Below are 12,791 nucleotides of genomic sequence, written 5' to 3'. Positions count from 1 at the left end.
TATCATAACTCTAAGAAAACGATATTTATCATTTACTCTTGTTATCCATATAGTAGCGCCATCCACACAAAACGTGTGACTCAAACAAGATAGGAAGAATCAGAATGTCTAAATTAATCGTCGTTACAGGTGCAAGCTCTGGTATTGGTGAAGCAACAGCGAAGCAACTTTCATCTGAAGGTTTTTCATTACTGCTTCTTGCTCGTCGCGTTGAAAAACTAGAAGCATTAAACCTACCAAACACACTTTGTCGTCAAGTAGATATCACAGATCTAGAAAGCTTCCGCAGTGCAGTTGCTGAAGCAGAAGAAAAATTCGGCCCAGTTGACGGTTTAGTTAACAACGCTGGCGTAATGCTGCTTGGTAATGCTGATGTTCAAGATCCAGCAGAATGGAAGCAAATGTTTGACGTGAACGTACTTGGTCTTCTAAACGGTATTCACTTAGTTCTAGAGAAAATGAAAGCGCGTAAAACAGGTACGGTTATCAACATCAGTTCTGTTGCAGGTCGTAAAACATTCCCAAGCCATGCGGCTTACTGTGGTACTAAATTTGCGGTTCATGCGATTACTGAAAACATCCGCGAAGAAGTGGCAGATGATAGCGTACGCATGATCACGATTGCACCAGGTGCGGTAGAGACAGATCTTCTTAGCCACACAACTAACGAAGATATTATTTCTGGTTACCAAGAGTGGAAAGAAGGCATGGGTGGTGCAATTGCTCCTCAAGATATCGCTAATGCCATCAGCTACGCTTACAACCAACCACAAAATGTCTGTGTACGTGAAATCGTGATTGCTGCGACTCGTCAACCTGCATAATTTTTTGCAACCGACATAAGCTTTTACTTATCGCTGACCTTGTGTATTCACAGGTCAGCTTTTTTGTTGTTATAGTTTGATGACGCCACTTATTCGGCTCGACTACAGGTCATCAATTTATATGAGACAAAGAGTTCAATTTTTCGATTTATTGCGATGTGTGGCAGCGATTGCCGTTATTGCCATTCATGTACTCGCCCCTTACCGTTCTGAGTTAGGTTCGATTCCATTCGACCAGTGGTTAACGGCGGTGAGCATTAATAGTATGAGTCGTTGGGCTGTCCCAGTGTTTATTCTTATCACTGGTGCATTAATGCTGAGTGATACACGCTCTTTTGATGCGAAGTATTATGTCAAAAGACGCTTAGGAAAAGTGCTGCTTCCTTTTATTATTTGGTCTCTTTTCTACACTTATCTTTCAGGCTGGTCGGCTGCAGGATTTGATGGTGCGGTGAGTTGGGGTGTGCTGCTTAATAGTTACCACCATTACACTTACTACCATTTAGGCTTCTTTTACTACTTTATTCCACTCTATTTTGTGATCCCATTCCTGCAGATCTTAGTCAGGAAAACAGACGACTCCGCCATATATGCGTATACCGCAATATGGTTACTGACCACCACGCTATTTCTATTTAAAATTGATGGCCCTTGGAGTCACCAGTTATGGCTGTATAGTGGGTACTTACCATTGGGGTATCTGCTGTTTAAAAAAGTGCCGTTAAATAAAATGACCCTCTTCCTTTCGGTAACGTTAGGGGTCATTGCTTTGGCTGCAACGATTGCAATGGTGGTTTCAGGAAGTATCACTGCTGAAAAATATACGGTAGGGCGCTGGTTATCTTACAAAACGCTGAATACGGTTTTAGCGGCGAGCATGGTGTTTGTGCTGTGTCGTTATTATGGTGAAAGGCTATCTCACCGTAGTCATCAAGTGGTGAGTTTCATTAGCCAACATAGTTTAGGGATTTATATTCTTCATCCGATTTTTTTATGGCCGATGAAAGCGTTTAACTGGCATCAAGGCCATCCTGCTTGGGTTATCCCTCTGTGGGTCATCATTGGAGGCGCTGGTGCCTTAGGGTTAAGTTGGTTGTTGTCTCGTTCAGCCAAAACGCGCTGGTTATTACCATAGATAGCGAGTGCGATTAATAAAGGTGCTTAGCTTTCTCTCTGTTTCGCAAAATGTAGAAAGCGAGTTCCTTGGTATGTCATCGCCCCTTTATCCCCCGGTTGAAGTGCATGAAAGTAGTGAATGCCAACTTGAAATTCTCGTTTTAATCCCATGCGGCCTCGCTGTACATAAATCCAATACTCTTGGTCATCTTCTCCTGGCTGAGCGTCTTCTATCTGAATGGATTGCTTATCAAGAATCGTTACATTCGCAGTTTGTTCTGGTGCATTCTCACCTTGAATATGTTGTTGGTAGAATCGACTGAACCCCCAACCTGCGAGGATAGCTAAAGTAATAAGAGAGAGTAAAAGTGAGACTGGCATGGTGATGACCCCTATTGTAATAAGTCTATATTCTATATGGAGAAGTGCTCTGAAAGTCGGACTTTGATATTTATCTGCGATTTTACTTAGACATGGGGAGTTATTTTTCGGCTCACTTCACAATCTTTGGTGTGGTATATGCATCGTATTTACTCAAATTTACGCTTAAGTGCTCGAAAATGTGTTCTATTTATAGAAGAATGGAAAGTAGCTCGACTAGAATTATGATGAGTTAAGGAGAACTGCGATGTCTGATATTGAGAAAGTCGTCACGCACACTCGAAAGATCGAGAAGCTGTTGAGAGTTCAATACCATGCCGATGGAAAGGGTTTGCATCAACTGATTACCAGTAGTGAAGAGAGGTTACCTCACGACGTTATCGGTAAGTTGAGATATATCGCGACGATTCGTAATAAGATTGTTCACGAGGATAATTATAAGCTTGATGACCGAAAACAGTTTTTATCGGTGTGTGATGAATGTGAAAGAGAGTTAACCCCGAGAAGTAGCCGATTCATTTGGCGAGTTGTGGTGTTATTGATGGGGCTGATCACTTTTGCAGCATTGGGTGTTTATTACTTACACTGGGATGAATTAATGAATCATCTTTCATAATAATGAGAATAAAACAAAAAAGGGACGCAATCGCGTCCCTTTTTGTATTTTTGATAGTACTGATTAGTACATCATTGGCAGTGTCATTAGGCCAACAACTACTGCGATCATTACAAGCCCTTGTTTTTGCGACGAAGAAATCATAACACTGCTCCTTTGTTTGGTGGATGTTCTCTATGTCTTTAACAATAGCATTACTTTGGTGGTTTGATCAACTAATTTGTTGTCAAGCTTTCGTAAATATACATTATCTACCCAGTAATCTTGTTTATATCCTTACTTTTTTTGTATTTTTGATGTGTTTTTTATTTGTGCGTTAAGTCTAAAAAACATACGGCAATGGTTTTAACTTGTTGTTTTTGTTGGTGGTATTTAGTGTTTTTATTGTGTTAATAGATGTAAAGTTTGCTTAATTGCGCTTTCCTTATCTGAATCTTGTTTTGGTCGGTAAATGATACTTTTAATTATTCCTGTTGGTTCTGTTTGTAAGGTGAGTGTCAAAAAAAAGATGCAATGACAATAAATCGTCATCAATTACATTGTTTTGTTGGCTCTGGATAGGTTGTGGAGTCTGTCTCTGTGTAAGTTGTTATTTTTGTTTTAACTATATGAAATTAATAATTATTTGTTGGGTGTTTCTGGTTTTTTTTAGGATTTCAAAGGACAAAAGTAGGCATGACCATGCTCGCAGATGGAGGTTGCTAGAGAGTAAGCGCTGTAATCGTTTGCTTTTGGTGTCTTACTTTAATTTTTGAGCCGAAGAGGCCGCTATAAAAGGCTTGAGCGTTGTGAGGAATACGCGGCTAGATTATTTATAAACTCGTAATGCCAATAAATACTTATTCACAATCAAGATCCAACTTTTTCTCTATATCGCTTTACATCAAATCATAGCTCCCTAGACTGACGGCGATGAATCATCAGAGGTAATGATATGTGGAGTTGGCTAGCTGTTAGCCTATCAGGCTATATTTGTATTTCGGCCGCTAATCGAGGCGAGCGAACTCACTCTTTAGCAGCGAAAGTATTTACGCTGTTGTTACTGATTTTGATTGTTTTGACCGAAGTTCAGACTCAAAGCACTGCGTTCTGGATGGTTTCGGGTTTAGCGCTCTTCATGTTCTCAGATGTGTTGCACGTACTGACAGAAAAAAGAGTCTTACCTTTTATTGGCTTTCTGATTGCACAAATATGCTATAGCAAACTATTTTGGTTGCAGCTTTCTGGCGATATTGTGTGGTGGTTACCTGCATTGTTGTTGGCGACCAGTATCGTGGCGTTTCTGTTGCTTCTTCCCCAGCTTGATAGTTTTCTATTTCCAGCCACAATTATGGGGATTGTCTTAATACAGTTAAGCTGGGCGAGTGGAGAGTTGTGGTTACTAGAACCCACGCTAGGGCATAGTCTTGGGTTTATTGGCTGTTTTATTCTTATTTTTTCGGGGTTAATGTTTGTTATTAACAGTTATCGAAAGCCGATAAGAGGTGCGAACTACTGGATATCAGGTAGTTATTTTCTTGCCCATGCGCTTATTGTGTCTTCTATCATTTTCTAAAATTAAACTGTGATAAATCAAAACAGAGCATTGATAATTCGCTATGCTGTGTGCCTCAAAATAGGAGTGGATAAAATGACTGAAGTTCATGGCCATAATGTGCTGAATTTATTAAACGAAACCCCAATGTCTAAAGAAGACCTACATGCACATGTTGCCGCTGAACATGGTCAAGATACTCGCTTTTGTACTTGTCAGCACAGCGATCTTACATTAGATGATCTGCTTGAGTTCCTACTATCAAAAGGAAAGCTGGTGGAAGTGGATGGAAAACTGGCAACAAATATAGAGCGTGTTTGTCATCACTAATACGTTTTCATTCTAAATAGTATTCCCGCTTTTAGCATCGAAAAGCCAGAATTAGGCTGTTATACTGCGCCAATTCTGGCTTTGTGAGACTATCTTCATGGAAATCTTATCTGCTGCAACCATGTTGTTCCTTATTATGGATCCACTTGGTAACTTGCCTATCGTTTTATCGATCCTAAAACACTTAGATCCAAAGCGTAGAAGAATGGTTTTAATTAGAGAGCTTTTCTTTGCTCTAATTATTCTCATGGTCTTTCTATTTGCAGGTCAGGGGATCTTGAGTTTCCTTCACGTCCAGCCTGAAACATTAAGTATTTCTGGTGGTATCATTCTATTTATCATTGCGATTAAGATGATATTCCCGCAAGCAGGAAGCATTACTGGTTTGGCGGCGGGTGATGAACCTTTCATCGTACCAATGGCCATTCCCATGATTGCTGGGCCATCGGTTCTTGCATCTTTGCTTCTGCTTTCAAGTAAAGAGCCCGATAGACTTTTTGACTGGTCTATCGCTGTGTTACTCGCTTGGGGGGCTACTTTCTTTATTTTGATGTTCTATAACTTCTTCCATAAATTACTTGGTGAGAAGGGACTGAAAGCCATTGAGCGACTCATGGGGCTCATGCTAGTGATGATTTCAACTCAAATGTTCCTCGATGGTGTGAAGCTTTACCTAGGCTAGACTACGAATAGAGTGTATTGAATAAAAAAACGGAGCTCGATAATGAGCTCCGTTTTTATTTGGTACGATGAAAGATCACATCATATGTTTACGACGTATATCCAGCAGAGCGAAAATACCAAAGAAAAGAATCGACCATCGTTCCCAGCGACTCATTTTGACTTTATCGCCGAAAGCTCCAATGAAGATAAGCATTTGCAAGCCATGCATAATGAACAGAAAGGCCGTCATGATATATAGAGCAATGGCTGCTTTGCCTGGGAAAGGCTGAAAAATATTAAACAGCAATACAAACCACACAAAAGCAATAGACGCTTTCGCTAATAAAATTAGAATTTTCATTCAGTTACCCTTTCAAATAATCGATAGCAAACTTGGCCTGCGGTTTTCTCGCGGTGTAAGTTCCAATGCTGAGGTATCCCCTCTAACAGCAGTTCTTTTTCTGTCTCAATATAGATCATCGCGCCATCACTGAGCCAACCATTTTGCTCTAAAAGTGTAACGGTTTCTGTCAGTAAGCCTTTATGAAAGGGAGGATCAATAAAAACCACATCATAAGGGGTACCTGATTGGCCTAAAAAAGCTAAAGCATCGGTTTTTACTGCCGTTATGTTATTGGCTTTCAACGCGGTGATGTTAGTCTTAATCTGTTGGAAAGCCGCAGGGTTTAACTCCAATAAGGTCACTTTGTCTGCTTGACGAGAGGCGGCTTCAAAACCTAGCCCTCCTGAACCAGAAAAAACATCCAAGCAGTTAGCATGTGGGATATCTTGTGCTAACCAATTAAATACCGTTTCTTTCACACGATCGGTCGTTGGTCGTAGACCTTCAGCATCATGGACAGGAAGTTTTCTGCCTCTCCATAAGCCACTAATGATACGCACAAAGCCAGTTGAAGGCTTTTTTTGTGATGTGTTTTGCTGACGACGTCTTACCATAGATTTTTTGACCGCTAATAAAGTGATACTATACCGAGCCCCATGACATTGGAGTGGGTGTTAAACAAATTTGTAATGGTGAAGTGTAGCAAGCTAAATGAAAAATTTTCACTGCTTTATCATTTTTCTTTGTCGAAAAGGCAGAGAGTTGTAATTATTTAAGTAGATCTAGGAAGCTCCTCAGATGACAGAAAAAAAGAAGCGCGGATTACTCTCGTGGCTTGGCTTTGGTGATGATGATCAAAAAGCCCCAGTAGAAAAGCAAGAGATTGAAGAGTCAGCATTAGAACAAGAAGCCGTTGAGCAAGAACTTGCCCAGCAGGAATTGGTCGATGAGCTTAAAGAAGAGGTTTCTGAGGTTGAAGAAACTACACAAAATAGTATTGAAGAAGAGGCGACTGCAGATAATGCTGACCTAGCAGAAGCAGAAGCAGAAGCAGAAGCAGAAGCAGAAGCAGAAGCAGAAGCAGAAGCAGAAGCAGAAGCAGAAGCAGAAGCAGAAGCAGAAGCAGAAGCAGAAGCAGAAGCAGAAGCAGAAGCAGAAGTCAGAGTTCAAGAGCAAGAGAAACCAACGGAAAGCTTTTTTGCACGCCTAAAACGCAGCTTAAGCCGCACGAAAGCCAATATTGGTGCAGGGTTCTTTGGCTTGTTTAAAGGCAAAAAAATCGATGAAGATCTTTTTGAAGAACTCGAAGAACAGTTGCTTATTGCTGATGTGGGAATGAACACCACAGTCAAAATCATCGAAAACCTAACGGAAAAAGCATCGCGTCAAGATTTGAAAGATGGTGAAGCGTTATATGGCCTATTAAAAGAAGAGATGTCAGACATCTTGACTCAAGTCGACCAGCCACTAGAAGTGGATACCACCAAAACACCTTACGTTATTTTGATGGTGGGTGTGAACGGTGTTGGTAAAACCACGACAATTGGCAAACTTGCGAAGCAGTTCCAAGGCCAAGGTAAAAAAGTCATGCTTGCGGCGGGTGATACTTTCCGAGCGGCAGCCGTTGAACAACTGCAAGTTTGGGGTGAGCGTAACGACGTTCCTGTGATCGCGCAACATACCGGAGCAGACAGTGCTTCTGTTATTTATGACGCCATTGAAGCGGCGAAAGCGCGTGGTGTTGATGTTGTGATCGCCGATACCGCTGGTCGTTTACAGAATAAGAGCAACCTGATGGAAGAGTTGCGTAAGATTGTTCGAGTGATGAAGAAAATTGATGATTCAGCACCGCACGAAATTATGCTAACCCTTGATGCGGGTACAGGACAAAACGCAATTAGCCAAGCAAAGTTGTTTAGTGAAGTTGCGCCAGTAACCGGTATCACATTGACTAAATTGGATGGCACAGCAAAAGGCGGCGTTATCTTTGCGATTGCAGACCAATTCCAGATCCCTATCCGTTTTATTGGCGTGGGTGAAGGCATTGACGATTTACGTCCGTTTGAAACTCAAGATTTTATTGAAGCGCTATTTAGCCGAGAAGAGTAATAGTTCGCCGTTAATGGTGACTAACTTGTAAGAGGATATATTCGGTGATCAAATTTCAACAAGTGAGTAAAGCTTATCGCGGTGGGCGACAAGCATTGCAGAAAGTGGATTTTCATTTACGTCGCGGTGAAATGGCGTTTTTGGGGGGGCATTCTGGTGCAGGTAAAAGTACCTTGTTGAAATTGATCTGCGCGATTGAAAGACCAACTGATGGCAAAATCAGTTTTAATAATCACGACATCACGCGAATCCCAAACAAAGATATCCCATTTTTGCGTCGTAACATTGGTATTGTCTTCCAAGAACACCGCTTGTTAATGGATCGCAGTGTATTTGAGAACGTCGCGCTACCAATGCGAATTGAATCTATCTCTGAAAATGAGATAAAACGCCGAGTGTCGGCAGCATTAGATAAAACCGATCTATTAGATAAAGCGCGTTGTTTGCCAAGCCAACTGTCTGGCGGTGAGCAACAGCGCGTTGGCATTGCACGAGCAGTGGTTAACCGACCAACGCTACTATTGGCCGATGAACCTACTGGTAACTTAGATACCGAACTTTCCAGCCGAGTACTTAAGCTATTTGAAGAGTTCAATCGTGCAGGTGTCAGCATTCTATTAGCGACGCATGATGTCAGCCTTGTGAATTCTCGACCTCAGTATCGTCACTTAGAGTTGAATCAAGGTTTTTTGAGTGAGGTCGAAGATTATGGCCGCTAATCGTCGTAATAAAAAAGTCCAAAATAAATCTCGAACGGGCTACCGACCAAAAACAGATGGTTTCATTCGCATCCACATCAACCAAGCAAAATCCTCATTTTCAGCATTGTGGAGCCGCCCTTTAGGCAACTTATTAACCCTAGCCGTTATTTCAATGGCATTGAGCATGCCAGCTTGTCTTTACTTATTGGGTAAAAATATTTCAGTTGCGGCACAAGATGTTACGGGCTCTTCGCAAGTGAGTGCTTATATAGAAGAAGGAATGCCAGACGCCCGGGTCATGGTGCTTAAAGATGAAATTGAACGATGGGATGTGGTGGCGGGGGTCGAATATATCTCTCCACAACAAGGTCTCAGTGAATTAAGTCAGTATTCTGGTTTTGATCAAGCGATCAGTCTGCTTGATGACTACGCCTTGCCCGGTGTCCTTGTTATTACTCCTAATGTGAGTGATAACACAGAAGTAAAAGGTATCGCTAAGCAGGTTCAAGCGAAACAAGAAGTGACAGATGTGCGTTTGGATGAAGATTGGTTGGCTCGGTTGAGTGCCATTCAGACGTTAGCTACGGCAATCGTCATTGCATTAACGATTTTGATGGTTGGTGCCGTATTTTTGATTGTAGGTAATACATTACGCTTTAATGTATTGGCGAATAAAGATGAAATCCAAACCATGAAGCTTATCGGTGCGACTGATAGCTTTATATTACGCCCATACCTTTATTCAGGAATGTGGTTTGGTCTGTTAGGTGCGGTAAGTGCGTGGGTATTAACCGCATTAATAACCGTATTACTTAACAGTACTGTCGCCGATCTTGCTCGGCTTTATGACAGTCAATTTCGATTAATAGGCTTGAGTTGGGATGAGTCCTTATTGTTGCTCATGCTTGGGACGTTACTCGGTTGTATGGCTGCGAAGCTTTCTGCACAAAGGCACCTAAAAGAAATTGAACCTGTATAAGTGAATGGGGTCATATTTAAGCAATAAGTAAGCTCTGTGGTTTATTTATTGACTTGTATCAGGGGAAAGTTTATGCATAATAACTTCCCCCAACTTGAATCCTGTTCATTTTAGGTTCAAGATAGGCGGTTAGAATACTCAATCGATGTAAGTTTAATCGATTCGAAGTAGGTAATACTCCAGATCAGAGATTGATGAGGAATTGAATGACAAAGCAAGCATACCCAATGGCTCTAGTCACACAAGACAGTTTAGACAGCTATATTCGTTCTGCTCACAGCTACCCAATGCTGACACCAGAAGAAGAGCGCAGTCTAGCTGAGCGACTACATTACAAGGGTGAAATCGATGCAGCGAAAGGTTTGATCCTTTCTCACCTTCGATTTGTTGTCCATGTGGCTCGTGGTTATTCCGGTTACGGACTGCCAATGGCCGACCTTGTCCAAGAAGGTAACATCGGTTTGATGAAAGCGGTAAAACGCTTTAACCCAGAAGTGGGCGTCCGACTGGTCTCTTTTGCTGTTCATTGGATTAAAGCTGAAATCCATGAGTATGTATTACGTAACTGGCGTATCGTAAAAGTAGCAACGACAAAAGCTCAGCGTAAATTATTCTTTAATCTACGTAAGTCAAAAAAACGCTTAGGTTGGTTTAATAATGGTGAAGTTGAGACGGTAGCGAAAGAGTTGGGTGTCGACCCTTCTGAAGTTCGCGAAATGGAATCTCGCTTGGCTGCTCAAGATCCAACGTTTGAAATGCCTTCTGACGATGATGATTCAGCTTCTGCTTATACTGCTCCTGTTCTGTATCTTGAAGATCATGCTTCAGATGTTGCAGAAAACATTGAGGCGGATAACTGGGAGTCGCATACTAATAACCGCTTAGGGCTCGCTTTGGCTACTCTTGATGAGCGCAGTCAGCATATCGTGCGATCTCGTTGGTTAGAAGATAATAAATCGACCTTGCAAGAGTTGGCCGAAACTTACAGTGTTTCTGCTGAACGAATTCGCCAACTAGAAAAAAATGCCATGAAGAAATTGAAACTGGCGGTTGGAGAGTTCTAACGACCTCAAACAGATATTATGAAAAAGCCGAGATCATTTGATCTCGGCTTTTTTGTGGGTGATCGAAAATAAATCGAAATAAGATCGTATATGACAACTTTACCTGTGGGTAAGTCTGTGGGGTAATTCTTCAACAGTAGTGAAAAAGCAGGGTGTATCAAGGCAGGAGAGCGGTTTGTCTTGTGGGGATACTTTCCATCTTACACACAAATAAATAAGGATCATTACTATATATAGTGGATCTAATTTCTAGGTGACACTTTATCAACGCAATCCACAGCTTTATCCACAAACGATGGTTTTTTGAACGTTAGTGGATAACCCTACTGAGTGTCTGTGCTTGTTTGTCTTGGGATAGGTTACAATGACGAAATAATAATTAGCCTAAGAGAAAGTCAATGGAACAGTTTCAACACATTAATGTTCAAGATGCCAACAACCTGATAGATCAAAAAGGCGCTCGCCTTGCCGATATTCGAGACCCACAGTCTTTTGCTGTTGCTCATGCGAAATCGGCTTATCATTTGACCAATGACAGTATGGTTTCCTTTATGGATGAAGTAGAATTTGAACAGCCTATTTTAGTTATGTGCTACCACGGAATTAGTAGCCAAGGTGCGGCACAATATCTAATTAACCAAGGCTTTGAACAGGTTTATAGTGTCGATGGTGGGTTTGAAGCTTGGCACCGTGCACAGTTACCAATAGAGAATCACTAAATGATAAGACTGATCACATTAAATAATCCTCGAGTTGCCCAATCGTTCATTGATTATATGGCAACGCGTCAAATTGAAGTTCAGATGATGCCAGAAGGAAGTGGTCAGTTTGCATTGTGGCTCAGGGATGCGCAATTTCAAATTGAGGTCGAATCTGAACTGAATCAATTTTTGCAAAACCCTCAGCAGAGTAAATACCAAGCTGCATCGTGGGATGTGGCTGAAACGAGAAAGAACGTACTACATTATCCAATGCCAAGCATGCTAGCCATGATAAAAGCAAAGGCTGGACCTTTTACTCTTGTGATTATGCTGACTTGTATTGTCGTTTTTATTTTGCAACAAGTTGGTTTTGGACAGCAGATATTTTCTGCTTTGCATTTCCCAGCAATTGAAGGACAACAATGGCAAATTTGGCGTTGGTTGAGCCATGCTGTATTGCACTTTTCTGTCATGCACATCGCATTTAATGTTCTGTGGTGGTGGCAACTTGGCGGCGATATTGAGAAAAAGCTGGGTGCGTTCAAGCTCGCCCAGATATTCGTCATTTCTTCCGCTTTATCAGGAGCAGGGCAATACTGGATTGAAGGGGCTAATTTTGGTGGGCTCTCAGGGGTTGTGTATGCATTGGTTGGCTACTTATGGGTCTTTGGCACTCGTGCGCCACATCAAGGTTTATCGATTCCAAAACCAATAGTGGGGTTCATGCTGGTATGGCTCGTTCTGGGGTTTGTTCAACCATTTATGGCGATAGCAAATAGTGCACACTTAGCAGGTTTGCTCAGCGGTGTTGTTCTTGCCTACATCGACAGTGCTAAATATAAGAAAGCGTAATAGCCTTTCTGTTGGGTTTGAATATAAAAAAAGCGACATGAAGTCGCTTTTTTGGTTCTTTCATCGGTATAGACCTCATTGGTCTAGAGCTAATAGATGGTTTATTAATAGAAAGCTTTACTGGTGACGCGTTTTATTGATAAAGATATTTTGTGAAAAGTAGATCGGCGATTAACGTTTTTCCCGTTTCAGGGAGTAAAATCGTATTTAGGTGATCAACTAACACTTTTCTCAAATCTTCACGTCCTGAGAGTGATTTTACGGTATCTTCTGATTGTTGGCCAAGTAGCTCAATAACAGCATCACGAATTAATGGTTGGTGAAGCTCCACCGTCGCTAAGTCTGCTGAATTAGCGACCATGATATCGATACGAACTTGAATATAGCCAAGCTTCTTACCTTTGGTATGAAAATTGGTTGTTAGATCCGGTTCTAATGTAAAGTAAGCCAATGTTGGAGCCGCTTCTTCTTCCGCAATGGTTGGGAGCGACATAAGAACGCTGAATGCGAGAAATATCTGGGTTATATAACGTTTATACATAGTGCTAACTTTTCTTTCTCTTATCTCGATATTCGAA

16 protein-coding genes are annotated in these 12,791 nt (G+C 41.5%); 12 read left to right on the top strand and 4 right to left on the bottom strand.

Going from position 1 to position 12,791, the window contains the following annotated elements; translation table 11 throughout:
• Positions 1–104: 104 nt before the first annotated feature.
• Positions 105–824 (top strand): SDR family oxidoreductase, encoded by a 720-nt coding sequence (locus tag OCV39_RS13885; RefSeq protein WP_017052880.1) that lies wholly within the window; start codon positions 105–107, stop codon positions 822–824.
• 121 nt (positions 825–945) lie between these two features.
• Positions 946–1,959 (top strand): acyltransferase, encoded by a 1,014-nt coding sequence (locus tag OCV39_RS13880; RefSeq protein ID WP_261888639.1) that lies wholly within the window; start codon positions 946–948, stop codon positions 1,957–1,959.
• Between the two features lie 26 nt (positions 1,960–1,985).
• Here the strand turns inward: OCV39_RS13880 and OCV39_RS13875 are convergent, their stop codons facing one another.
• Complete coding sequence (locus OCV39_RS13875) at positions 1,986–2,321, bottom strand: DUF2500 domain-containing protein (protein ID WP_113798834.1); 336 nt, start codon at positions 2,319–2,321, stop codon at positions 1,986–1,988.
• 247 nt (positions 2,322–2,568) lie between these two features.
• Between OCV39_RS13875 and OCV39_RS13870 the strand changes: the two genes are divergently transcribed.
• The 4 genes from OCV39_RS13870 (at position 2,569) to OCV39_RS13855 (ending at position 5,483) form a co-directional block, all read left to right on the top strand.
• The gene (locus OCV39_RS13870) at positions 2,569–2,937 is read left to right on the top strand and encodes a DUF4145 domain-containing protein (RefSeq protein WP_261888638.1); all 369 of its coding nucleotides are present in this window, start codon (positions 2,569–2,571) and stop codon (positions 2,935–2,937) included.
• A 934-nt stretch (positions 2,938–3,871) separates the two neighbouring features.
• Entirely contained in the window at positions 3,872–4,492 is a 621-nt protein-coding gene (locus tag OCV39_RS13865) for a lysoplasmalogenase (RefSeq protein ID WP_113798836.1), read from the top strand.
• Between the two features lie 75 nt (positions 4,493–4,567).
• Positions 4,568–4,801: a YecH family metal-binding protein gene (locus OCV39_RS13860; protein ID WP_261888637.1), complete on the top strand. Its 234-nt coding sequence runs from the start codon at positions 4,568–4,570 to the stop codon at positions 4,799–4,801.
• A gap of 97 nt (positions 4,802–4,898) precedes the next feature.
• Entirely contained in the window at positions 4,899–5,483 is a 585-nt protein-coding gene (locus OCV39_RS13855; protein ID WP_017052886.1) for a YhgN family NAAT transporter, read from the top strand.
• Positions 5,484–5,558: 75 nt separating this feature from the next.
• Here OCV39_RS13855 and OCV39_RS13850 read toward each other — a convergent pair whose 3' ends face one another.
• Positions 5,559–5,825 carry a DUF1145 domain-containing protein gene (locus OCV39_RS13850; RefSeq protein WP_017052887.1) on the bottom strand — a complete coding sequence of 89 codons (267 nt, stop codon included), beginning with the start codon at positions 5,823–5,825 and terminating at the stop codon, positions 5,559–5,561.
• On the bottom strand, positions 5,822–6,421 hold the full coding sequence (gene rsmD / locus OCV39_RS13845) for a 16S rRNA (guanine(966)-N(2))-methyltransferase RsmD (RefSeq protein WP_017052888.1): 600 nt from the start codon (positions 6,419–6,421) through the stop codon (positions 5,822–5,824). Before rsmD ends, OCV39_RS13850 begins: the two co-directional genes overlap by 4 nt.
• 184 nt (positions 6,422–6,605) lie before the next feature.
• Between rsmD and ftsY the strand changes: the two genes are divergently transcribed.
• The 6 genes from ftsY (at position 6,606) to glpG (ending at position 12,213) form a co-directional block, all read left to right on the top strand.
• Positions 6,606–7,916: a signal recognition particle-docking protein FtsY gene (gene ftsY / locus OCV39_RS13840; RefSeq protein ID WP_261888636.1), complete on the top strand. Its 1,311-nt coding sequence runs from the start codon at positions 6,606–6,608 to the stop codon at positions 7,914–7,916.
• Between the two features lie 44 nt (positions 7,917–7,960).
• Positions 7,961–8,635, top strand: coding sequence for a cell division ATP-binding protein FtsE (ftsE, locus tag OCV39_RS13835; protein ID WP_017051804.1), 675 nt, complete (start codon positions 7,961–7,963; stop codon positions 8,633–8,635).
• Entirely contained in the window at positions 8,625–9,596 is a 972-nt protein-coding gene (gene ftsX, locus OCV39_RS13830; RefSeq protein WP_113798840.1) for a permease-like cell division protein FtsX, read from the top strand. Before ftsE ends, ftsX begins: the two co-directional genes overlap by 11 nt.
• A 206-nt stretch (positions 9,597–9,802) precedes the next feature.
• On the top strand, positions 9,803–10,660 hold the full coding sequence (gene rpoH, locus OCV39_RS13825; protein WP_017051806.1) for an RNA polymerase sigma factor RpoH: 858 nt from the start codon (positions 9,803–9,805) through the stop codon (positions 10,658–10,660).
• A gap of 398 nt (positions 10,661–11,058) precedes the next feature.
• Positions 11,059–11,379, top strand: coding sequence for a thiosulfate sulfurtransferase GlpE (gene glpE / locus OCV39_RS13820; RefSeq protein ID WP_113798842.1), 321 nt, complete (start codon positions 11,059–11,061; stop codon positions 11,377–11,379).
• The gene (glpG, locus tag OCV39_RS13815; RefSeq protein ID WP_113798843.1) at positions 11,380–12,213 is read left to right on the top strand and encodes a rhomboid family intramembrane serine protease GlpG; all 834 of its coding nucleotides are present in this window, start codon (positions 11,380–11,382) and stop codon (positions 12,211–12,213) included.
• A gap of 133 nt (positions 12,214–12,346) precedes the next feature.
• Here glpG and OCV39_RS13810 read toward each other — a convergent pair whose 3' ends face one another.
• The gene (locus OCV39_RS13810) at positions 12,347–12,754 is read right to left on the bottom strand and encodes a flagellar basal body-associated protein FliL (protein WP_261888635.1); all 408 of its coding nucleotides are present in this window, start codon (positions 12,752–12,754) and stop codon (positions 12,347–12,349) included.
• Positions 12,755–12,791 lie beyond the last annotated feature (37 nt).

It is taken from the genome of Vibrio cortegadensis (genome assembly GCF_024347395.1).
Taxonomy (GTDB): Bacteria; Pseudomonadota; Gammaproteobacteria; order Enterobacterales; family Vibrionaceae; genus Vibrio; species Vibrio cortegadensis.
The sequence above is the reverse complement of the archived record's forward strand: the minus strand, read 5'-3'. Positions and strand labels throughout refer to the sequence as shown.

Bases quoted from the DNA above. Each gene is read 5' to 3' on its own strand.
- OCV39_RS13885 (WP_017052880.1), top strand. From the start codon at position 105: ATGTCTAAATTAATCGTCGTTACAGGTGCAAGCTCTGGTATTGGTGAA.
- OCV39_RS13880 (WP_261888639.1), top strand. From the start codon at position 946: ATGAGACAAAGAGTTCAATTTTTCGATTTATTGCGATGTGTGGCAGCG.
- OCV39_RS13875 (WP_113798834.1), bottom strand. From the start codon at position 2,321: ATGCCAGTCTCACTTTTACTCTCTCTTATTACTTTAGCTATCCTCGCA.
- OCV39_RS13870 (WP_261888638.1), top strand. From the start codon at position 2,569: ATGTCTGATATTGAGAAAGTCGTCACGCACACTCGAAAGATCGAGAAG.
- OCV39_RS13865 (WP_113798836.1), top strand. From the start codon at position 3,872: ATGTGGAGTTGGCTAGCTGTTAGCCTATCAGGCTATATTTGTATTTCG.
- OCV39_RS13860 (WP_261888637.1), top strand. From the start codon at position 4,568: ATGACTGAAGTTCATGGCCATAATGTGCTGAATTTATTAAACGAAACC.
- OCV39_RS13855 (WP_017052886.1), top strand. From the start codon at position 4,899: ATGGAAATCTTATCTGCTGCAACCATGTTGTTCCTTATTATGGATCCA.
- OCV39_RS13850 (WP_017052887.1), bottom strand. From the start codon at position 5,825: ATGAAAATTCTAATTTTATTAGCGAAAGCGTCTATTGCTTTTGTGTGG.
- rsmD (WP_017052888.1), bottom strand. From the start codon at position 6,421: ATGGTAAGACGTCGTCAGCAAAACACATCACAAAAAAAGCCTTCAACT.
- ftsY (WP_261888636.1), top strand. From the start codon at position 6,606: ATGACAGAAAAAAAGAAGCGCGGATTACTCTCGTGGCTTGGCTTTGGT.
- ftsX (WP_113798840.1), top strand. From the start codon at position 8,625: ATGGCCGCTAATCGTCGTAATAAAAAAGTCCAAAATAAATCTCGAACG.
- rpoH (WP_017051806.1), top strand. From the start codon at position 9,803: ATGACAAAGCAAGCATACCCAATGGCTCTAGTCACACAAGACAGTTTA.
- glpE (WP_113798842.1), top strand. From the start codon at position 11,059: ATGGAACAGTTTCAACACATTAATGTTCAAGATGCCAACAACCTGATA.
- glpG (WP_113798843.1), top strand. From the start codon at position 11,380: ATGATAAGACTGATCACATTAAATAATCCTCGAGTTGCCCAATCGTTC.
- OCV39_RS13810 (WP_261888635.1), bottom strand. From the start codon at position 12,754: ATGTATAAACGTTATATAACCCAGATATTTCTCGCATTCAGCGTTCTT.